We start from the raw sequence: 22,474 nt of genomic DNA, 5'->3' as shown, positions 1-22,474 counted from the left end.
GAGTTAGGTTGTGGAAATGGGGTTACATTGATACGCTTGATACGTTTCATATACATAGATATCTATGTATATGGTCAAAAAAATATTTGGGCTCCCCTGCCTCCACCCCATTCGAATGTGGAAGGGTTGCAGACAGAAGAGTTCATTCATTATAACTTTCGGACAATAATGGACAGCAAGCTCTCCAATTGCTCCGACTGTTCATCGGACAAGCCACTATAGATGATGTCATTAATCTGCTCTGATACCTGATGAAAGATCGGTTCGAGTCGCTTCCCCTGTTCGGTTAGGCGAATCATCGTCACTCGGCTATCTTCGGCACTCTTGCTGCGTTCAACATAGCCAAGCTTCTCCAGCTTGTTGACCAGTACCGTTACCGTTGGTTGCGTGCGTTGAACCCGTTCAGCCAACATCTTGATCGACAGCGTCTCTTCCCGGTACAAGAACATCAATACATCTCCATGAGAAGGAACAATCCCTGTTACCTCATGCTGTTCCAATTCGTGTACAATCCGTTTGTTGACATGGTCTCTGATTCTTGCAATCAGTGCAATTGCGTTGTATTTAGGCATGAACTCATTATACATAGACATCTATGCATTTTCAAGTTCTTTTTATAAAAAGAAAAACAGCCCTTTCCATCCTTCTAACATGTGGAAAATATCGGGGCTGTTTCGATTCTGTTATGATCCTGTCCTATAATGTTAAGTTAGATTTTAGATCTTAATCATCGTTTTTGATTCATATTGAATTCATGCTGTATTCAGTTAATCCAATGGGTAATTTTCTCAACGGATTGTCGGGACTTCTCACGCATGGGCTCCTCTACCCGATAACCGAAGGCTGCCATTACCGAGACGTCCCATGCACCATCCTCCAGCAAACCCTCTTCTTCCATAATCCGATGGACATCCTCACGGCTGAAACCTTCAATTGGGCAGGAATCAATCTCAATTTGAGCTGCCGCCGTCATCATGTTACCAAGTGCAATATAAGTCTGTTTGGATGCCCAGTCAAATAATGATCGTGGATTCTCCAGAATTCTCTGGTTATTTTGGAACTTTCCATAAGCCTGACTTGTTAGCTCAAATACGTCGTCCGGCATTCCCTTTGTTTCCTTCAACATGTATTCCGCATAGGGAGAATTATAACTGGCATCGGACCGAGCCAAAATAACAACAAAGTGGCTCGCTGTAGCCAATTGCTTTTGAGCACCGGAAGAGACTTCGGACAGACGCTTACGCAGGTTCGGATTTTGTACAATCAGAAACTTCCACGGTTCAAGACCAATGGAACTTGGGGATAATCTGCCTGTTTCCAATATAAATTGGAAATCCTCATCCGAGATTTTGCGGGTATCATCAAATATCTTTGTTGCATGCCGGAAATGATAAGCCTTTAAGATGTCTTCCTTTGTCTTTGACTTTGCTGTAACTTCCATGGAGCTCCACGTCCTTTTTATATATTTTTTTATGTTGAACAATAATGTTTAAGTTGTTTCATCTCAAGTATTAGTTTAGGTTCTATACGCATAAATTAAAAGTACGCACATTATTGTTTCTTGGTTTATAAAAGTAAGTATTGGATGAGAGACAGCGATAATCCACCAGGACACTTACATGGCCCTAGTAGATTATCTACGACTCTTTTCCTTTTAAATCTTGAAATCTTGAACCAGCTTATTCAGATTTAATGCACTATCCTTGACTTGATCAGATTGTTTAACTACTTCCACAGATTGCGCAGTAGAGGCGACCATATGTCCTGCGATTTCCTGACTGGATGCGGCTGATTGTTCACTGGCTGATGCAATCTCGTGAATGGAGCCCACTAGTATTTTGATATTTGCAGTCACTTGTTGTGAGGTTGCATTGAGATCTTTAACTGCATTGGCATGATCAAGGGAGTCGACATAATACTGTTCAGCTGTATCCTCCAATAATTTATAATCTTTGCCAACCTGATTGAACATAAAGGATAGCAACTCTTTGGCATTCGAGGACAGATTGGTTACAGACTGCATAACTTCTTCCGTGACCTGTTGGATTTGATCGGCAGCCTGTCTGGAATCATCAGCCAACTTCCGAATCTCGCTTGCTACAACCGCAAAACCTCTGCCTGCTTCTCCAGCTCTTGCAGCTTCTATAGATGCATTGAGTGCAAGCAGATTAGTCTGCGCTGTAACATCTAAAATAGACTGGGATAATATACCAATCTGATCTACAGCTGTTGCACGTTCCAGCGCTTCTGACATTTTCTTACTCGTATGATCATACATGTCTATGGCTGCTCGGCTCGATTCGCGGGCTTCCTGCTTCAACTTTTCAGCCTTTGTGCTGGTCACATAGGCGGATTCTGCTTGTTTAGATGTCTGTTCCGATATATATTCAGCTCCCTGTTGCATCTCAGCAGCCGAATGATTCATATTTTCCGTATGGGCTGAAGCCTCTTCCATTGCAGCCGAGAGCTCTTCAACTGTAGCTGATACTTCACGAATCCGTTCATTCAGACCAGCCATGTTCTGGTTGGTAAGATCGCTAACCTGGTTGATATGATGAGATTCCTGAATTACACCACGAATGACATTTGTTGTGGAATCGGTCATTGTACGAATAGCCCGTGCGATGACACTTATCTCATTATTTCCCTGTGTTAGATGCGGATCTAAGGATGCCGTTAAGTTGCCTTGTGTTATTTCTTCACAATAACGGGTGATTGCTTTCATTCGTTGACGTATACTGCGAATCATTACAAATGAAATAAGAATGAGTGCTGCAAGTGAAAGCAAAAGAACCGAACCAAGCACCAATGCTCGCTGCTGAATTACTTCCTGTGTATCCGCATAGAGCTTGGCTGACTCTTCTTCGTTATACGCACTCAAAAGGGTGATCGTCTCCACAATCGCTGTACTGCTTTTGTTAATTCTTCCTCTCTCTTCACTATCGTAGGTGCCCGACATCTTTTTGGTATCCATGATTTGCTCAATATCCTGATAATATGTATCCATCTTTGCTACCAAATCTGCAAATATCTCTTTTTCTTTGGTATCCAAGTTTCTTGCTGAAAATTCATTCATGCCATCCGTGATACTCTTCTTACCTTTCTGAACCTGATCGTACTGTTTGTCGGTATACTCTGCATTATCAAGAACCTTTGTATAATTGGCGCGCATATTATAGAAATTACTTTTCAATTCAAGGACATTGGTTTGATGCTGGAAACGGTCATTGTAGAGGATACCTTGTCCTGTTTTTGCTTCGTTCATTCCGAAAATCCCAATCAGAAAAACAGTAAACAAGCCGATTAGACTAATCACAGTCATGATGACCATCGTTGTTGTTAATTTTATATTTTTGAGTTTATTTCCTTTCTTATATTTTGGCTTAGACTGAATTGACATGATTATTCCCCCACTTTAAATAGTAGATAGCCTTATATATCTTATATCTATATCGTATGTATCCATATTGTTTGTTAGCATTTCAGGAAAATCGACTATATTCATTTAATGAGAAAAGTAATGGTAGACAACAGAAAAGCCGCCAGGATATATTCCAGCGGCTTTTCTGTGAATATGAAACGATATCTTTGCGACCTATAGTTGCTCCATCCATTCATTTTCAGAAATGACGGTATATCCTTCTTGTCGCAGCAATGCTGATGTGACACCTTCACCAGTTACCTTGTGATTGGCAAAATTCCCATCATAGATCATCTGTGTACCACAGGACGGACTAAACTCCTTCAGTACCACACACGATACATTCAATTCTCGCGCCCATTCGAGTGTCTGATAGGCTCCCTTGATATATAGGTCTGTGACATCCTTGCCACTTTTCTCAATCACTTTTGCAGTGCCTGCCAGTACATCATTACCCGTTCCACCGATAATTTCAGCCGGTTCCCGTGGAATAGAGAATCCGCCAAGCAGCTCCGGGCATACCATCTTCGCCTGCTCCTGCTCCACCAGCTCCTGAATCTTCTCATCCAGGCTCGCTGTTCCATTGTAACGGCAAGCTACCCCCGCCAGACATGAACTCACCAAATATTTCATCGTTATCTCCTTATACTTATTCCATCTATGAAGTAAATTGTAACATGTAAGATCAAGCCCTATAACTCGCCTCTTGTGATCATCTTGATCCGTCCATCTTCCCTGTATTCAACCTGAAAAACATCTGTGCTCGACTCCAGTTCAAATGTGACCATGCCTGGATGATCAGGATTACGGTGAAGTTTATACGCTTGAAGATCCATTTTAAATATTTTTTTAATTATAGGTTCTACTTCTCCTCTAAGAAGAGACTCCTGTATGTTATATAGTTCCTGATAATAAGCCTCTATTTCTTCCCAGTCTGCAAAGTCTTGCTCATAATGATTGGCATCCCCAACCGTATAACCCAAGCCCTCTTTTCCTTCGGTCATCTGGACAAAGTAGTTATCTTTAAAGGAAAAGGAGACTGTATCCTTGCCGAGTTCATCATCTTTGCTTCGGCTTGCTCTTACCAGATCAAGATTGGCTTTACCAGACAGAGCCTCAATCGCGTTTCTGGCATCCGCCAGCGCTACCTGGGATATTTGATCAGGTCTAAGGTCGCCTGTGATCGATATAGCCTTGTCCTGTTGCCATACAATCTCCCCATAACCAGTCTCATTCTCTAACGCTAATGTCGTATGCGATATTGGCTCCGACTCCCCTTGCTTCATACTCACATAACGCTGGACTGATACAGGTTTAAGCGTTTGAGTACTGCCTATACTTTGCAATAGTGATGGAACTTGACGCAAATAACGGTGCTCCAAATCGCTTGGCTGCATTTCACGTCTCATTCCTACTTCACGCAGATTTCCTGTTGTCGCATCGAGCCATATCTGCGCATATTCCTTCTCACTTTCATGTCCAGCCTCTACATATATTCTGCCGGACACAGGCAAATCTTCCACTTTCGTAATCTTCAGCTGTTTACCGAGATCGTCTCGCATCGTAGTCGCAACATTTCTTTTCATTATGTCGGTTAGCAGATTTGTGTTCAATCCATCGGATAACTGTAACGCTGCTGTCGGATAGACCTGCTCGATCACGGGTTTCACCAGCTGTCCATCATCCCAGATCCATAGGAACAATCCAGCAGCAATAACCAACACACCCGTGCCGGCAACAAGAGGCCCTCTTCTAGGGCGACGCTTGTGTGACTCGTTGCCTACTTGCGGTCTATACGGCCTGGATGATCTGGAATTGTCCTCTGACCTATCTCCCTTGCTTCCCTCTTCCGACTTCTTCATCCATTCCACCTGTTGAAGCACCTTTCGCTTGTGATCCTCTGTAAAAGGAGACGACGCAAACGGTCCTTTCCGGATTACCTTCTCCCATTGCTCATCCTTGTGTCTCATTTGCTTCGCTCCTCCCATTGTTTTCGTACCTTATCCTTACCTCGGGATAGTCTGGATTTTACTGTGCCTGAGCTGATTTTCAACATCTCAGCAATCTCACTCGTCGTAAGCTCATATTTCAAATTCAGCAAAAGAATCTCCCGGAACTTCTTTGGCAACGCCAGAACAATATCCCAGATTTCATGGATATGCTCCTTACGCATCACTTCCATCTCGGCCGAAGGATGTGCAGGCTGCTCTGCAATTATGACTTTTTGGCTCGAACCCCCACGCTCTGTCTCAATGGGTAACGTCTCTCCCCACAGACTGCTACGAAAAAATCTGGATTTTCGATATGTAAAAGTGGTGTTTCTAGTAATCGTCAACAGCCAGGTTTTCAATGAGCAATCTCCACGATAATGAGCGATCCCCGAGTACGCCCGAATAAATACCTCCTGTGACAATTCATCTGCCTGTTCGGCATTTTTGGTCAGAAAATAAGCGTAATTCCACACATCGTTTCCGTAGTCATCCATCATGCTGCTAAGTGTGTAATTGTCTATAGTCTGAGCCTGTGCCAGTAATTGATCATCCAACTGTTGTTCACCTCACTTAATATGACTGAGTCTAATGTGGTTTGGTTCCCTCTTTTGGACATTATTTCTTATTATTGTAGCAAAATAAAAAACAGCATGTTCAATATCACTGAACACACTGATCCTTCAAGTTTGCTTAGTTAGAAATCTCTATTAGAAAGTTTTTAGGCGAACGCTCCACTTCCTCATTTCTTTCTGCTCTCTGGTCTAACGTATCATTTTCATCGTTATACTTTAACCGCAGCAATCATCAAAAACATAGGTCTCCGATTCTCGTCTCTCATGCCTGGAACCTGTTCGATCATCTCTGGTGATGGTTTGGATTCAGCCACCTTTTGAATAGCAAACCCTGCCTTAATGAGTTCATTTATATGTGTTGCCAGTGTGCGATGATATTTGACCACGTCCTGATTCAGAAAGTTCGCCACACGCTTCCCTTCATCGTGGTAATCATCCACGGGCCAGTGCAGGATCTCACCTTCAGGTCCGTAATGCCAATCCTGCGCAGCGCGAGCGGTGAAGATGGGATGTTCGGAGGATAGTACAAATGTGCCCCCTTCTACGAGACAATCATTGATCTTAGCGTACACCGTGTCTAATCTTTCAATATAATGCAAGGCAAGTGAACTGATCACAACGTCGAATTGTCCCGGTGCAAAATCAATATCTTCAATCGCCAGCTGCTTGTACTCGATCTGTGGATCGTCCGTCATTTCACGAGCGCGCTGAAGCATATTTTCAGACAAATCTACACCGATCACTGAACTCGCTTGTTGTTCACGCGCATACCGGCAATGCCACCCAAAACCACATCCCAAATCCAGCGCACGCTTGTCCTTCAAATCAGGCAAAAGAGTCTGTAGTTCATGCCACTCCCCCGCTGCATCCAGCCCTTGAACGGAACGAGCCATCTTACTGTATTTATTAAAAAACTCAGCTTCATCGTATTTATTTTGTTTCATCAAGAGATTCCTCCCGCCTTATAAATATCCACCTACTCTACCACATAAACGATATTTAAACGCAAAAGTTGCCAAGAGAATTCATGGCGTGTTATCATACAGAACGAACGTTCAGTATTATTAAATACAGAATGAACATTCAGTTTACTAACGGAGGTCATTATGAATACGAATTGGACGCATCCATTGGAAGGGCAATCTGTAGGCAAAGCTTTTATAAGCTACCTCGTGCCTTCTGTATTGGGGATGCTGGTAGTTGCTTTTAATTTTATTATCGACGGCATTATGGTAGGACACAAACTGGGTTCTACCGCGATGGCCGGGATCGGCATTGCCTCACCTGTCTACACGCTTTTTGTTGCCATGTCGCTGTGGATTGGTATGGGCGGGGCAACGTTGTACTCCAACGCTATGGGTAGAAAAGATATCACATCAGCCAAACAAATTTTCACCAAATCCATTATGCTGATTATGCTAGTTACGATAGCCATTGGATATACTGCATTTACGTTCAAAGACAAGCTGGTATACTCCCTCGGTGCTAACGCCGAGACCTTCCCGTTTGCTTCGGACTATATGAATATCATGTTATTGTTCGGGTTTGTTTTCACCATTGAGAATGCACTCTCTGTTTTTGTACGAAACGATGGGAACCCCAACACGTCCATGTACGCTCAGATTACGTTTGCTGTGGCCAATATCGTCATTAATTATGTAACATTGTATGTACTCGAATGGGGTGTACGCGGTGTGGCCATCGGTACCATCGTATCGGCCTCTCTTGCGCTACTTGTCCTGTTTACTCATTTTTTCAAAAAAACAAATAATCTCACGTTCACCCGGTTCAAATGGAACAACAAACTGCTGGCTTCCCTTCTACTCATTGGTTTCCCCAGCTTTCTGGCTGAACTTGGCATGTCGGTCTTCTCTGTCTCTCACAATATCTCCATGGACCGCATTGCGGGTACGGATGGTGTAGCATCCTTTACCGTGTTGAACTACATTCATGGTGTTGTATTGTTGGCTTTCCTGGGTCTGGCATCCGCTGCCCAACCTCTGATAAGCTATTATCACGGTGCAAGTCAGGTTAAACGGGTACAACAAACGATACGGTTAGCCACCAAAACGGCTCTCGCATGTGGTCTATTGTTACTGCTTGTCGTTCAGATCGGTGCACCTTATTTCGTGCAAATCTTTGGAAACTTCAGTAGTGGCGTAACGGATAATGCCGTTTACGGATTACGTATATTTACATTTGCCTATGTGTTTATGGGTGTTAACTTTGTCATGAGCACCTATTTCCAATCTGTTGGTAATGCCAAAATGGCCATTTGGATCACAGCTGCGCGTGAGATGATCATCATGATTGCGTTGATTGCAGTCCTGCCTTCATTCTTTGGTGTCACGGGTGTCTGGCTTGCCGTACCGCTATCCGAAATGCTGGTTCTCGCTACCATAGCCCTGTACTATAGAAAACGTTCCCTTACGGAGCGAATCAACGCGTTGCAGTCTGAATAACGTTAACAGATAATATAGTGGTATCAGATAGACGATAAATGGAACGTTGATAAATTGTAGGTAGACTTTATAAATTATCTAACAAAAACCATAAACAAGCCCTGCACGATCCATAAAGATCGGGCAGGGCTTGTTTATATCCTAAACTAGATTACGTATATCAAATCGACCATTGCTATCTGTTGTTGCGTTCGCAATTTCCTTAGGGGTAGCTATGCCCTTTCCATTGGCTGAAGGTTGGGCAGGTGGCGCCTCCTTAGCAACGGCTGTACCGGATCCTTGAGAGCTTTGCTGTGCAATCTGCGCCTCAATCTGCTTGATCTGCTGTTCAAGCTGTTTGGTCTTTGTCTCCTTCGTCTTCTCATCGTCCTTGCTGGACTGTACTTTCTCCAGTTGAGCCTCAAGCTTCGTCTTTTGTTTCTCTAAACTACTTGAATTGTCCGAACTCGAAGATGTCGATATGTATGATGTTGTGGAGCTGGCTGCAGGAGATATATTCATTATGGTCCTCCTCGTTTTTACATGGCTTCACTATACCCCATCCCACTGAAACGTACGTTAAATTCAACTGAAAGGTTGCTGAACGAAGCTATGAGAGTCTGGAATTCAAATAGATGAAATACATATAGCAGCTTTAATCAATAGTCAGTCTAATCATACAGTGTAGGTCCTGGTGCACTCTGATCTGTAAAGTTAGTTGTTTCCCGGTGTAAAATAAAAACAAAAAAGACACACTCGATATCATCAAGTGTGTCTTTAGATTGCTTGGCGGCGTCCTACTCTCCCAGGACCCTGCGGTCCAAGTACCATCGGCGCTAGAGGGCTTAACGGTCGTGTTCGGGATGGGTACGTGTGGAACCCCTCCGCCATCGCCACCAAACGCGATTTGTCGAAGCATAGCTTCTTGAAATCAGATATGGAACTGAAAATCATACACACGTTCTGTGATGTACCAATTTTCATTTCAGAGATCGTTCTCTGAAAACTAGATTCGAAACGAAACATGCGAATTATCACTTGCATATTTGGATAAGCCCTCGACCGATTAGTACTGGTCAGCTCCATGCATTGCTGCACTTCCACCCCCAGCCTATCTACCTCGTCGTCTTCAAGGGGTCTTACATACTGGGAAATCTCATCTTGAGGGGGGCTTCACGCTTAGATGCTTTCAGCGTTTATCCCGTCCGTACATAGCTACCCAGCGGTGCTCCTGGCGGAACAACTGGTACACCAGCGGTACGTCCATCCCGGTCCTCTCGTACTAAGGACAGCTCCTCTCAAATTTCCTACGCCCACGACAGATAGGGACCGAACTGTCTCACGACGTTCTGAACCCAGCTCGCGTACCGCTTTAATGGGCGAACAGCCCAACCCTTGGGACCTACTTCAGCCCCAGGATGCGATGAGCCGACATCGAGGTGCCAAACCTCCCCGTCGATGTGGACTCTTGGGGGAGATAAGCCTGTTATCCCCAGGGTAGCTTTTATCCGTTGAGCGATGGCCCTTCCATGCGGTACCACCGGATCACTAAGCCCGACTTTCGTCCCTGCTCGACTTGTAGGTCTCGCAGTCAAGCTCCCTTATGCCTTTGCACTCTTCGAATGATTTCCAACCATTCTGAGGGAACCTTTGGGCGCCTCCGTTACTCTTTAGGAGGCGACCGCCCCAGTCAAACTGCCCACCTGACACTGTCCCCGCACCGGATTACGGTACCAGGTTAGAACCTAGATACGATCAGGGTGGTATCCCAACGTTGCCTCCACACAAGCTGGCGCTCATGCTTCAAAGGCTCCCACCTATCCTGTACAGATCGTACCCAAATTCAATATCAAGCTGCAGTAAAGCTCCATGGGGTCTTTCCGTCTTGTCGCGGGTAACCTGCATCTTCACAGGTATTAAAATTTCACCGGATCTCTCGTTGAGACAGCGCCCAAGTCGTTACGCCATTCGTGCGGGTCAGAATTTACCTGACAAGGAATTTCGCTACCTTAGGACCGTTATAGTTACGGCCGCCGTTTACTGGGGCTTCGGTTCACAGCTTCGGGATTACTCCCTAACCACTCCCCTTAACCTTCCAGCACCGGGCAGGCGTCAGCCCGTATACTTCGCCTTACGGCTTCGCACAGACCTGTGTTTTTGCTAAACAGTCGCTTGGGCCTTTTCACTGCGGCCCCCTCGTGCTATTCACACTACCGGGGCACCCCTTCTCCCGAAGTTACGGGGTCATTTTGCCGAGTTCCTTAACGAGAGTTCTTCCGCGCGCCTTAGAATACTCTTCTCGCCTACCTGTGTCGGTTTGCGGTACGGGCACCTTCACCTGGCTAGAGGCTTTTCTTGGCAGTGTGAGATCATGACCTTCGCTACTACAATTTTCGCTCCCCATCACAGCTCAGCCTTACAATGTGCGGATTTGCCTACACATCAGCCTTACTGCTTAGACGGACATCCATCAGTCCGCGTCACTACCCTACTGCGTCCCCCCATTGCTCATAACGGCTTACGGTGGTACAGGAATTTCGACCTGTTGTCCTTCGACTACGCCTTTCGGCCTCGCCTTAGGTCCCGACTTACCCTGAGCGGACGAGCCTTCCTCAGGAACCCTTAGGCTTTCGGCGGATCAGATTCTCACTGATCTTTTCGTTACTCATACCGGCATTCTCACTTGTATAATGTCCAGCGCTCCTTACGGTACACCTTCAACCCTTATACAACGCTCCCCTACCCCTGATGCATAGCATCAAGCCATAGCTTCGGTGGTGTGTTTAGCCCCGTTACATTTTCGGCGCAGAGTCACTCGACCAGTGAGCTATTACGCACTCTTTCAATGGTGGCTGCTTCTAAGCCAACATCCTGGTTGTCTGTGCAACTCCACATCCTTTCCCACTTAACACACACTTGGGGACCTTAGCTGATGGTCTGGGCTGTTTCCCTTTTGACAATGGATCTTAGCACTCACTGTCTGACTCCCGGAAGTAAGTCTATGGCATTCGGAGTTTGACTGAGCTTGGTAACCCTTGCGGGCCCCGCACCCAATCAGTGCTCTACCTCCACGACTCTGTTTTCCGAGGCTAGCCCTAAAGCTATTTCGGGGAGAACCAGCTATCTCCGAGTTCGATTGGAATTTCTCCGCTACCCCCACCTCATCCCCGCATTTTTCAACATGCGTGGGTTCGGGCCTCCAGTGCGTGTTACCGCACCTTCACCCTGGACAGGGGTAGATCACCCGGTTTCGGGTCTACGTCCACGTACTAAGTCGCCCTATTCAGACTCGCTTTCGCTGCGGCTCCGGCTCTTCACCTTAACCTTGCACGGGAACGTAACTCGCCGGTTCATTCTACAAAAGGCACGCCATCACCCCTAAAACGGGCTCTGACTTTTTGTAAGCACACGGTTTCAGGTTCTATTTCACTCCCCTTCCGGGGTGCTTTTCACCTTTCCCTCACGGTACTGCTTCACTATCGGTCGCTAGGAAGTATTTAGCCTTGGCAGATGGTCCTGCCGGATTCATACGGGGTTTCACGTGCCCCGCACTACTCGGGATCCGTCTCGGAGAGAGTCAACTTTCAATTACAGGGCTTTTACCTTCTTTGGCGGGCCTTTCCAGACCTCTTCGTTTAACTGACTCCTTTGTAACTCCATGTGAGACGTCCCACAACCCCAAAGAGCAAGCTCCTTGGTTTGGGCTTCTCCGCGTTCGCTCGCCGCTACTGACGGAATCACTATTGTTTTCTCTTCCTCAGGGTACTTAGATGTTTCAGTTCCCCTGGTATGCCTCTGCACAACCTATGTATTCAGTTGTGAGTAACTGGAAATTACCCCAGCTGGGTTTCCCCATTCGGACACCCCCGGATCAAAGCTTGCTTACAGCTCCCCGAGGCAGTTTCGTTGTTCGCCACGTCCTTCATCGGCTCCTAGCGCCTAGGCATCCTCCGTGTGCTCTTAGTAGCTTAACCAGTTTGCTCCGGTTTTGGCTGCTCGCTTCCCTTGTTTTGGACTACGTCCAAAGCCAAAAGTCACTCCCATCCAATACCATCGCAAAAGCAATTAAGTACCAATTTATTAAACTTGTTTAACACAAGTTCAGCTAAAAAGGAATGTTCTAATTCGCGTTTGTTTCGTTTCGATATCTAGTTTTCAAAGAACAAGCTCCATGCAAAAGCAAGCTGTTTTGAGAGTTTGAGCTCTCAAAACCGAACAACGAGTGAGTTGCTTGTGCTCTTCATTTCATCCACACCGAAGTGATGGACCAAAATGAATCGCTGTCGCAGGTTCTAAGAACCTGCTTATTTGAATGTTTCCGTTGCAGGAAACGATTCTCCATAGAAAGGAGGTGATCCAGCCGCACCTTCCGATACGGCTACCTTGTTACGACTTCACCCCAATCATCTATCCCACCTTCGGCGGCTGGCTCCTTGCGGTTACCCCACCGACTTCGGGTGTTATAAACTCTCGTGGTGTGACGGGCGGTGTGTACAAGACCCGGGAACGTATTCACCGCGGCATGCTGATCCGCGATTACTAGCAATTCCGACTTCATGCAGGCGAGTTGCAGCCTGCAATCCGAACTGAGACCGGCTTTGTTGGGATTGGCTCCATCTCGCGATTTCGCAGCCCGTTGTACCGGCCATTGTAGTACGTGTGTAGCCCAGGTCATAAGGGGCATGATGATTTGACGTCATCCCCACCTTCCTCCGGTTTGTCACCGGCAGTCTATCTAGAGTGCCCACCCGAAGTGCTGGCAACTAAATATAAGGGTTGCGCTCGTTGCGGGACTTAACCCAACATCTCACGACACGAGCTGACGACAACCATGCACCACCTGTCTCCTCTGTCCCGAAGGAAAGGTACATCTCTGTACCGGTCAAAGGGATGTCAAGACCTGGTAAGGTTCTTCGCGTTGCTTCGAATTAAACCACATACTCCACTGCTTGTGCGGGTCCCCGTCAATTCCTTTGAGTTTCAGTCTTGCGACCGTACTCCCCAGGCGGAGTGCTTAATGTGTTAACTTCGGCACCAAGGGTATCGAAACCCCTAACACCTAGCACTCATCGTTTACGGCGTGGACTACCAGGGTATCTAATCCTGTTTGCTCCCCACGCTTTCGCGCCTCAGCGTCAGTTACAGCCCAGAGAGTCGCCTTCGCCACTGGTGTTCCTCCACATATCTACGCATTTCACCGCTACACGTGGAATTCCACTCTCCTCTTCTGCACTCAAGTCACCCAGTTTCCAGTGCGATCCGGGGTTGAGCCCCGGGATTAAACACCAGACTTAAATGACCGCCTGCGCGCGCTTTACGCCCAATAATTCCGGACAACGCTTGCCCCCTACGTATTACCGCGGCTGCTGGCACGTAGTTAGCCGGGGCTTTCTTCTCAGGTACCGTCACCTTGAGAGCAGTTACTCTCCCAAGCGTTCTTCCCTGGCAACAGAGCTTTACGATCCGAAAACCTTCATCACTCACGCGGCATTGCTCCGTCAGGCTTTCGCCCATTGCGGAAGATTCCCTACTGCTGCCTCCCGTAGGAGTCTGGGCCGTGTCTCAGTCCCAGTGTGGCCGATCACCCTCTCAGGTCGGCTACGCATCGTCGCCTTGGTGAGCCGTTACCTCACCAACTAGCTAATGCGCCGCAGGCCCATCCCCAAGTGACAGATTGCTCCGTCTTTCCAGTTTCCTTCAGGCGAAGAAAACAATTATTCGGTATTAGCTACCGTTTCCGGTAGTTGTCCCAAACTTGAGGGCAGGTTGCCTACGTGTTACTCACCCGTCCGCCGCTAACCATCAGAGAAGCAAGCTTCTCATCAAGTCCGCTCGACTTGCATGTATTAGGCATGCCGCCAGCGTTCGTCCTGAGCCAGGATCAAACTCTCCAATAAAGTATTGAAAAGAGCGATAAGCTCATTTTGAATCTGACGAGATTAAAAATCTCATTTGTGCTCCAGTCGATCCAAGCCAAAGCTTGTCTCAACTTTCGCGTTCATTCTGCAAGCAGAATGTTTACTCACTCGTTGTTCAGTTTTCAAAGATCAAACTTGTTTCGTTACCGAATGTTGTTATCTTCAGCAACTCTTATATAATATCATGTCCGAACCAACTTTGCAAGCTCTTTTTTTAAGTTTCTTTCGAAGCTTATTTCAACCGCTTGCCGCACCGTGTATCTCGTGTTTTTTTGGCCGGAAATAGAATATACCATGTAGAACACACACTTGTAAAGAGTTAATTTCAAAACATATCAAATCCACGATCTAACCATATTAAGGACCTTCAACCTACCATAACTCTTAATCAATTGTATTATCCTGCAGCTTAATCTTATTTATTCAATCTGTCTTTCTTCTATATATAAGAAGGCAACCCTCTCAACTCTCATATTCGAGACGAAAGGGTTACCTTCTATAGTAATCTATATTTATCTCCGTTCTACTTTATATCCTTTATCCTCAAGCAGTTTCACGATGCCGTGATCGCCCAGGTAGTGTGCCGCACCAACAACAATGAAATATTCCTGACCTTTGCCGTTTTTCAAGTAACCATCAATTTTGTCCGCCATACCAATGTTACGATCAACCAGCATTGCTTTGTTATATTCCTCGTTAGTGGAGAAGCTATTTGTCAGTTCAAGCAATTGCTCGTCATTGCCCGTTTTCCACATCTCAGCCATTTCTTTCACACTGTTATCCAACACGTCGAAGTTTTCGATTGTCGCTTTCAGTGTTTCCTCTTGTGTTTCTTTGGAAAAGTCGTTAAACATGCCAAGTTGAGATTGATAACTCTCCAACTCAATAACTGGAAGTTTTCGCTCGATCGCTTTCTGGATGAAATACAGATCCACTCCTGCTGACGCTTCGTATCCTGCCGTTGTGGACTTCAAACTTGCAAGTGTGCTCTCTACTACCCAAGGCTTAAACGCATCCAAGGCGTTAGACTCGAGACCATTTTTCTTCAATACATCACCCAGCTTAGTGTACGTTTCACTGGAAATGTGGTCTTTCAGTGTTGTTCCATCTTGATACGAACCCAGACTTAGAACCAGCTTTTGCTGCTCTTCATCAGCGGCTTTGCTAATATCAATCTCCACCCCGAGATAGTCAGCTTCCGCAAAGGCTTCTTCAAACTCCGGACGCAATGGATAAAAGCTCTCATCAGCAATATGCATGGACCCTACCAGATAGACCGTGTTGCCATTGCTTTCAACTTCCCACATGAAGCCACGTCCACCGGTTTGCGCAGTTTCAGTTGCTCCCCCTTTGGATACCAACAGTACTGTGCGCGTTGCAGCATCCCAGCGTACTTCATAACCCGCTGCATCACCAACGATGCGAATCGGTGCATACGTTACACCGTTGATGCGTGTAAGTTTACTTTTGAGTGTAATTGTTTTACCATCTACCACGGCCGTGATCGTATCATCTGTCGCAGTTGTTAGCTTCACGTCCATGGCATCCAGCGTAGTGCGCAACGGAACCAGTGTTGTGCCTTTTTCCAGGATCGGTGCTCCTGTAGCATATTTCACCGCATGATCATTGACCTTGACGGAAGTTCCCTGAGGAGCTGCCATTGCCGGTACCGCAGATGCGAGCAAACCTACCGAGATTGTAAGAGATAATAGCGTGCGTTTCCAATTCTTCATATTATGTATTCTCCTTTATTGAATATAGTTGCCAATCATCTTGATAGAATGGACATACTTAGATACTACGGATAAAGGTGGAAATGGTGCCACCCATCTTTAGAGTAGCACCTATTTTTTGTTTATTTTTTCATTACTTTTTGCTGCCAGCCATCCAGAGACCTACAGCTGCAAAAATAGCTCCAGCTCCCATCATCGCCCCTTGAACTGCGTCCTTCACTACAGAACCTTCTCCACTTATGACTGATGCTAACAACAGAACAACTACTCCTGTGCTCATTAACTTATAAGACTTTGTATTTAATTGATTAATCATATTTAATCCCCTCCACATATGTGCTTTGTTTTTTATAGTTGTAATGGATCAATGTAAGAAACCTATATTTCCATTAAAAAATCAATGCGTAGCGTCGTCGTCGTAGAACTGAATAAACTATATTAGATCTTATAAGCCTTCATGGCCTTAAACAATTCCTTAAAGGTCGGACGTTTACCGTACATCAGCACACCTGTGCGATAGATTTTGGCTGCAAGCCATCCGAAGATGATAATGGACACAATGAGAATCGCTAATGAGGTTAAAATCTCCCAAGTCGGTGCAACTCCCGCACCGATCCTTACCAGAATCGCGGTCGGCGACGTGAATGGGATGAAGCTTGCGATTTTCAACAACAGAATGTTCGGTGTAGAAATACTGAAGATCGCAATATAGAAGGAAACAAGCGACAACATCGTAATCGGCAGAACAGCCTGACCCAGTTCTTCCGTACGGCTTACCATTGAGCCAATGGCAGCGAACAACACGGCATACAGGAAGTAGCCCAGAATGTAGAATATGAGTCCATACACAATAACCGCAATATTCACATCACTTACATTCATATTGAAGTCACCTAATACTGCACGGTTATGCGGCAGCAAGATATTTCCGGCAACCACCGCTCCGAAGATTCCAATTTGCAGCATCCCCACCATGAAAATCCCGATGATTTTACCAAACATCTGACTGAGCGGGGATACACTCGTAATGAGAATCTCCATAATACGCGAGCTCTTCTCAGCTGTGATCTCAGAGGCAATCATGTTACCTGTCATCATCGTTGAGGTAAACAGCAAGATGATCAGCAAGTACACCACAATATAGTTAATCGGGCTCATTGCACCTTCAGACTCAGTACCTGCTCCGCTCTCATCCGTACTCAAACTTTGCTCGGTGAGCTTCACAGGTGTTGTAATCAGTTCCTTCTGCTCCGCTGTGAGTACATCCTTCACAACCACATCCAGCTTCACACTTTGCAAAGCAGCTTCAATGGATGCAATGATCTGAGGTGATACATCTTCTGCTGAATATAGAATGGGCTGCGGGAACTCTTGCCCGGAAACAGCTTCAAACTTCAGATAACCATCGGTAAGTCCTGCTTCCACATCCGCCGCAAGAGCAGCTTCATCTTTGTCACCACTGGCTATGAATCGATAGGCCTGATCTCCTTGAGCCGCAGAGAAGCTCTCCAGTTTCTCCGAAACTTCAAGCTGCCCTGTACTCAGAAGACCGATATTTACAGGATTGCTGCTGGAAGCTCCGCCAATGGGACCCCCGTTGAATAAAGTAATGAAATACGGAACATTGAGTCCGATTGAAATTAAAAGTGCAAGTACAATGGTCGTTACCATGAATGATTTCGTTTTAACTTTGTTTTTGAATGTAAAACCCGTAATCGTTCCCATTTTATTCATTCGACTCACCTACCTCACGAATAAAGATTTGGTTAAGCGTTGGTTCCTTCAGTTCAAAGTGTTCCACTGTCGTCTGAGTCATGGCTGTTCTCAGAATCTCTTGAGCCGCTTCCACCTGACTAATATGTATCAGGTACCCACGCTCATTCCGCTCGACTTTCTTCACACCAGACAACTGTTCGAGTCCTTCCACACTACCAATCGTACCCAGGAATACCTGTTCACGCGGATACCGGCTCTTGATTTCCTTGATCTCTCCTTGAACCACCGTGTTGGAACGATGCAGAATGGTGATCTGACGACACAACTCTTCAACGTGCTCCATACGGTGTGTTGAGAACAGAATGGCCGTACCTTCGTCACGCAATTCTTTGACGGTGGACTTGAGTAATTCCACGTTCACAGGATCCAGTCCACTGAACGCTTCATCCAGAATGAGAATCTGCGGTCTATGCACTACGGCTGCGATAAAGCCCATTTTCTGCTGATTGCCTTTGGACAACTCCTCGATCTTCTTATCGTAATACTCAGGTACCTCAAACCGATTCAGCCAGTACTTGAGACTCTGATCTGCGTCCTTACCATTCATGCCACGAAGTCGTGCCAGGTAATTAATCTGTTCGCTGACTTTCACCTTCGGGTACAATCCGCGCTCTTCCGGAAGATAACCCATAATCTGTTGCAGCTCCGTATTATAGGGCTTGCCGTTGTACAGGATGTTCCCTCCATCAGGGTGAATCAGTCCAAGCACCATACGCATTGTTGTTGTTTTACCTGCACCATTGGCTCCGAGCAGTCCGTAAATCTCCCCCTCTTTTACATTGAGCGTGACTCCATTAACAGCTGTTTTGTCTGCATATTGCTTGACGACTTGCTTCAATTCCAATCGGTTCATCATTTATCGTCTCCCTTCGGTTATTTCCACTGTACGGGTGCATACCCGGCAATCCAGAATGCCAGCACTTCATCCAATTCCAAGTTACGGATTTTCAATACCCGGTTATTGGACAGCTCCAGCCTCTCCTGCGCCTCGCTGACCCGGGTTGTAATTACGCGAACCAGACCTCCCTCTTCCAAAGAAGATTCCACAACACCAGGAATACTTTCTGGCCTTAAATCTCCTTCATACCAGACTTCTTTCCACTGATCGAGCACCATATCTTTCTCGGCCATCCCCAGTGACTGACCACGGTGCATCAATACGATGTAATCCGCAAGTCTTTTGACTTCGTCTGCAATATGTGTGGCAATCAGAATCGTGGTGTCTCCCCCCGCCATGAAGGTACGGAACTGCTCAACCATCACTTTCCAGGCAAAGGGGTCCAGTCCTGATGAAGGCTCATCCAAAAGCAATAGTCTTGGGCGAGCTGCAATTGCAGCTGCAATCTCAAATTTTCGCCGTTCTCCCTTTGACATCTTGTTCAGCTTCACATCAATAGGTACTTCCATATCCTGAATCAGTTGGTCGAACAACTTCATATCCCAACGCGGGTACCAGTACGCCCGGAAATGAGCTGCTTCCTGTGCTGTTATCCGGTTCTCTTCTGAACCAGCGTTATCTGCTACAAAACCAATCTGTTGTCTCAGTTCAATGGGAAGTGGCCCATCATGTTCCTGACCAAACCATATAATCTGTCCAGCATCTGGCAGCACCACTTGCTGTAACATGTTAAGAAGGGTGCTTTTGCCTGAACCGTTGTGACCGAGAATAGCGACTATATACCCTTCGGGGATGGTCAGATCAATTGGGCCAATAACTCTGCGTTTTCGCATTTTGGATACGCCGTTCAACTGGATTGCTATGGGTTCCACGTATGAATCACTCCCTTACTTCACGTAAATAGCCTTCAGGACTTCCCGGAACAGGCTCTCCATCTCTTCTTCCGTACAGCCTACCGATTTCCCGGACTGTACCGCTGCCTGCATCGCTTCCTGTGCAGCCTTTAATCTATAATTTTCTCTGTCACCGGCTTCTACCTGGGCCACAAATGTACCTGTCCCCTGCTTCGTACGAAGCAAGCCTTCATTCTCCAGATCCTGATAGACCCGTCTAACCGTAATAACACTGCAATTCAGTGCGCCGGCGAACTCACGAATGGACGGTAAATGTGTTCCCTCCCCCAACTGACCCGTAATTATCAACGATCTTAACTGATTTTCAATTTGGTGGTATAAAGGTTCAGCGCTATTTTCATTAATTTGAATGGGTATTTTCACATCTTGCACCTCGCCCTCCGGTACACTCCAGTCTGTTACCTGACCGTGCCGGTTTCATCCTGTATTCGTACATAAGCTCAATTCTCATTTTAATTCAAATCCCGATGAACCAACTTCTTCAGCGTAAAACGACTAAACAGCCATAATACCGCTACACCAGTCACCAGAGAAATCCACATGATCGGGGAAAGCAGCCCCCATGATTTACTTGCATCCATCACCATTCGAAAGCCGTAACTGCCTGACATTCGAATCAATAAGGATATGCCAATCGCAATGGGTACAAAAAGTGTACTGAGAACCAAGTATTTCTTGCCACTGTTCAGAAACTCTCCATAAATATATAATCCCGTTACCAAAAGTCCATAACCTGTACAGGTCAAGCTAAAAGCCAGATATTGATCCCATCGGAATCCTTCGGTATGAAGGTTAACCACGTATAACGATCCGTAGAAAAAGATCCCATTGTACGTAAACGCCATCAGAGACTGCTGTAGCCTGGACCACATCACCACTTGTTCAGGGATCGGAATTCTTCGATAGTAGGCCAACATCTGCGTATAGGAATCCTCCTGTATGTAACGGAAGGAGCGCCTGCAGAACATGAATCCTTGAAATGGCAACATAATCAAAAAGAAGGAATCCACTACTGGATTAATGAAATCTGTCTGTTGTTGTCCTACTAACATCACACCGCTCATGCCGCCAGTGTATATCATGAATATTGCAGACCATAGCCATTGGAGCTTATCCTTATTCATCTGGCTGCGGGTCAACCACCACGCCTGCTTCCATTCGTTCATATGCATGCCTGCCTTTCACCTGTCATTCACTCATCTTGCGCACTGTGATCACTGTGTTTACTGTATATATCAATATACACAGTATACAGACCAAATTCTGATCCCGTCAACCCCTAATTTTCCTGAATCAGGAAGACGGGATGGGACACAGTACGAATTTACGTTAAAATAAATTATAGTAATGAATCAAAGAAAGGAAGGTTACAGCTATGGATTGGCTGGTAGAGATCGGATTTGTCCTCCTTTTCCTTATCGTCGTAATTTGGTTGGTCCTCCGGGATGAGCCTCATCGTCATTCTGCCAAAAAAGGCAGACACCGCATCCGCCGTAACAACGGTTATACCGACTCTGCTTCGGGATATCCGGTCATTACAGGAGATGACTCCTACGATCGACATTCCAGGCACACACCGGATCACAAACATCATGAGTCGGATTCTTCATCAGACACACATTCTCATCACAACAGCGATAGTGGTAGCAGCAATGACAGCAGTGGGGATAGTGGCGGCGGAGACAGTGGGGGTGGCGGGGATTAAACATCATTCCCCAATCACAAAAGAAGGGCTGTACCCGTTATTGTGTAAACACAATTCGGGTACAGCCCTTTGCCGCTCTCTAGCACCTGTTAGTAGAAGAGGCCTTACGATTAAACGAGGTTATAGCCACTAGGCAGACTGCGATCCCTGCGGATTGCGCGAATCTGAGCCAGCGTTAACCGTTGATTGGTGGAGATCAGGGATTCCACATCATTGCCACGGATCAGATCATCCAAATCTCTCAAGTTGGTGTTGCCTCGGAAGACACGGAATCCACCTTGAAAGTTAGGACGCGTAAACACAACCAGTGTTGCATTGGAACTTGTTGAGAAAAAGCGCAGGCTCTCCACCCCATCCAAAATATTGTCCAGGTTGCGGAGCCCCGTATTGCCACGATAGATGCGGCTTCTCCCTCTGTAGTTCTCTTCTGAATACACGGTAAGACGTGGATACGTTTGACTGACATTGACTGTTTTTTTCATTTTGTTTCCCCCTCTCGAACTTATTCTATGAATGAATGAGAGAGGAAGCGTGGACGAATCATCTACTAGATTCGTCCATTTTCATATTTTTAGAAGGTTATAGTGACGCACGCCCGAGTAGCAGGAGGTTATATCTCTACTTTTATACGCCGAGGATAACTTCCCATACCGGACGTGTATGCCCACCAGGATATAAGAGATATAAAAGAACATACACAACAACACCTGTTAGCGCTGAACCGAACCAGATCATGGACGTGAACTTGCCCCAGCGACGATGTGTTCCGAACTTCTTTTTGAACCCCAGCACCAGTGTGGAGATGCCGAATATCGCTGCCACGGTAGCGAGGATAATATGAAAGATCAGAAATATCCGATAAAAGATCTCCAGATCCGGGTCCCCGCCCCAAGCTGTATTGCCCACGAACACTGTACGAGACATATAGATCACAAAGAAGATTAGAGCTGCAATCGCACCTGCTACCATGGCGGACTGATGAGCCTCACGTTTACCCTGAATAATCAGTACCCATCCAATTCCCACCAGTACTGCACTAATCACAATGAAAGAAGTACTGATCGTTGGTAGCCAAAAATACATATCCATCGTGTGTTCCCCCTCT

19 protein-coding genes and 3 rRNA genes are annotated in these 22,474 nt (G+C 46.1%); 2 read left to right on the top strand and 20 right to left on the bottom strand.

Going from position 1 to position 22,474, the window contains the following annotated elements:
• Positions 1-149: 149 nt before the first annotated feature.
• The 7 genes from MHB85_RS03135 to MHB85_RS03105 form a co-directional block, all read right to left on the bottom strand.
• Positions 150-593, bottom strand: a complete 444-nt coding sequence (locus MHB85_RS03135; protein ID WP_306299286.1) for a MarR family winged helix-turn-helix transcriptional regulator — start codon at positions 591-593, stop codon at positions 150-152.
• Positions 594-763: 170 nt separating this feature from the next.
• The gene (locus MHB85_RS03130; RefSeq protein ID WP_091018804.1) at positions 764-1,441 is read right to left on the bottom strand and encodes an NAD(P)H-dependent oxidoreductase; all 678 of its coding nucleotides are present in this window, start codon (positions 1,439-1,441) and stop codon (positions 764-766) included.
• Between the two features lie 213 nt (positions 1,442-1,654).
• On the bottom strand, positions 1,655-3,400 hold the full coding sequence (locus tag MHB85_RS03125; protein WP_341072360.1) for a methyl-accepting chemotaxis protein: 1,746 nt from the start codon (positions 3,398-3,400) through the stop codon (positions 1,655-1,657).
• 195 nt (positions 3,401-3,595) lie between these two features.
• Entirely contained in the window at positions 3,596-4,054 is a 459-nt protein-coding gene (locus MHB85_RS03120; RefSeq protein WP_091018807.1) for a DUF523 domain-containing protein, read from the bottom strand.
• Positions 4,055-4,113: 59 nt separating this feature from the next.
• Positions 4,114-5,391, bottom strand: a complete 1,278-nt coding sequence (locus MHB85_RS03115) for a hypothetical protein (RefSeq protein WP_341072359.1) — start codon at positions 5,389-5,391, stop codon at positions 4,114-4,116.
• Positions 5,388-5,966: an RNA polymerase sigma factor gene (locus MHB85_RS03110; RefSeq protein WP_341072357.1), complete on the bottom strand. Its 579-nt coding sequence runs from the start codon at positions 5,964-5,966 to the stop codon at positions 5,388-5,390. The genes MHB85_RS03115 and MHB85_RS03110 overlap by 4 nt, the downstream gene beginning before the upstream one ends.
• Positions 5,967-6,193: 227 nt before the next feature.
• A complete protein-coding gene (locus MHB85_RS03105) occupies positions 6,194-6,928 on the bottom strand; it encodes a class I SAM-dependent methyltransferase (protein ID WP_341072355.1) in 735 nt (244 codons plus the stop codon).
• A 162-nt stretch (positions 6,929-7,090) separates the two neighbouring features.
• On the opposite strand from MHB85_RS03105, the gene MHB85_RS03100 reads away from it, so the two are divergent.
• Complete coding sequence (locus MHB85_RS03100) at positions 7,091-8,446, top strand: MATE family efflux transporter (RefSeq protein ID WP_192136475.1); 1,356 nt, start codon at positions 7,091-7,093, stop codon at positions 8,444-8,446.
• 141 nt (positions 8,447-8,587) lie between these two features.
• On the opposite strand, the gene MHB85_RS03095 is transcribed toward MHB85_RS03100, so the two are convergent.
• From MHB85_RS03095 to MHB85_RS03045, 11 genes are all read right to left on the bottom strand, one after another.
• Positions 8,588-8,947 (bottom strand): FlxA-like family protein, encoded by a 360-nt coding sequence (locus MHB85_RS03095; RefSeq protein ID WP_192136476.1) that lies wholly within the window; start codon positions 8,945-8,947, stop codon positions 8,588-8,590.
• Positions 8,948-9,209: 262 nt separating this feature from the next.
• Positions 9,210-9,326 (bottom strand): 5S ribosomal RNA (rrf, locus tag MHB85_RS03090).
• Positions 9,327-9,471: 145 nt separating this feature from the next.
• Positions 9,472-12,399 (bottom strand): 23S ribosomal RNA (locus tag MHB85_RS03085).
• Positions 12,400-12,769: 370 nt separating this feature from the next.
• Positions 12,770-14,322 (bottom strand): 16S ribosomal RNA (locus MHB85_RS03080).
• The 16S, 23S and 5S rRNA genes sit together here, the layout of an rRNA operon.
• Positions 14,323-14,855: 533 nt before the next feature.
• Positions 14,856-16,076, bottom strand: a complete 1,221-nt coding sequence (locus tag MHB85_RS03075; RefSeq protein ID WP_192136461.1) for a TraB/GumN family protein — start codon at positions 16,074-16,076, stop codon at positions 14,856-14,858.
• Between the two features lie 133 nt (positions 16,077-16,209).
• Complete coding sequence (locus tag MHB85_RS03070; RefSeq protein WP_091018649.1) at positions 16,210-16,392, bottom strand: hypothetical protein; 183 nt, start codon at positions 16,390-16,392, stop codon at positions 16,210-16,212.
• Positions 16,393-16,514: 122 nt separating this feature from the next.
• Positions 16,515-17,810, bottom strand: a complete 1,296-nt coding sequence (locus MHB85_RS03065; protein ID WP_192136460.1) for an ABC transporter permease — start codon at positions 17,808-17,810, stop codon at positions 16,515-16,517.
• Complete coding sequence (locus MHB85_RS03060) at positions 17,803-18,705, bottom strand: ABC transporter ATP-binding protein (protein WP_036668607.1); 903 nt, start codon at positions 18,703-18,705, stop codon at positions 17,803-17,805. The genes MHB85_RS03065 and MHB85_RS03060 overlap by 8 nt, the downstream gene beginning before the upstream one ends.
• Positions 18,706-18,725: 20 nt before the next feature.
• Positions 18,726-19,622, bottom strand: a complete 897-nt coding sequence (locus tag MHB85_RS03055; RefSeq protein ID WP_091018646.1) for an ATP-binding cassette domain-containing protein — start codon at positions 19,620-19,622, stop codon at positions 18,726-18,728.
• Between the two features lie 15 nt (positions 19,623-19,637).
• Entirely contained in the window at positions 19,638-20,027 is a 390-nt protein-coding gene (locus MHB85_RS03050) for a GntR family transcriptional regulator (protein WP_036613231.1), read from the bottom strand.
• 89 nt (positions 20,028-20,116) lie between these two features.
• Entirely contained in the window at positions 20,117-20,830 is a 714-nt protein-coding gene (locus tag MHB85_RS03045) for a hypothetical protein (RefSeq protein ID WP_143786554.1), read from the bottom strand.
• 209 nt (positions 20,831-21,039) lie between these two features.
• On the opposite strand from MHB85_RS03045, the gene MHB85_RS03040 reads away from it, so the two are divergent.
• Positions 21,040-21,369: a hypothetical protein gene (locus MHB85_RS03040; protein ID WP_091018642.1), complete on the top strand. Its 330-nt coding sequence runs from the start codon at positions 21,040-21,042 to the stop codon at positions 21,367-21,369.
• A gap of 110 nt (positions 21,370-21,479) precedes the next feature.
• Here MHB85_RS03040 and MHB85_RS03035 read toward each other — a convergent pair whose 3' ends face one another.
• Positions 21,480-21,851: a hypothetical protein gene (locus MHB85_RS03035; protein ID WP_036613171.1), complete on the bottom strand. Its 372-nt coding sequence runs from the start codon at positions 21,849-21,851 to the stop codon at positions 21,480-21,482.
• 142 nt (positions 21,852-21,993) lie between these two features.
• Positions 21,994-22,458 (bottom strand): DUF420 domain-containing protein, encoded by a 465-nt coding sequence (locus tag MHB85_RS03030; protein ID WP_105601398.1) that lies wholly within the window; start codon positions 22,456-22,458, stop codon positions 21,994-21,996.
• Between the last annotated feature and the right edge of the window lie 16 nt (positions 22,459-22,474).

Origin of the sequence: Paenibacillus sp. FSL K6-4396 (genome assembly GCF_038002525.1) — a bacterium.
GTDB classification, from domain to species: domain Bacteria; phylum Bacillota; class Bacilli; order Paenibacillales; family Paenibacillaceae; genus Paenibacillus; species Paenibacillus amylolyticus_B.
Note: the sequence above shows the minus strand (reverse complement) of the source record. Positions and strands in the feature narration are given on the sequence as shown.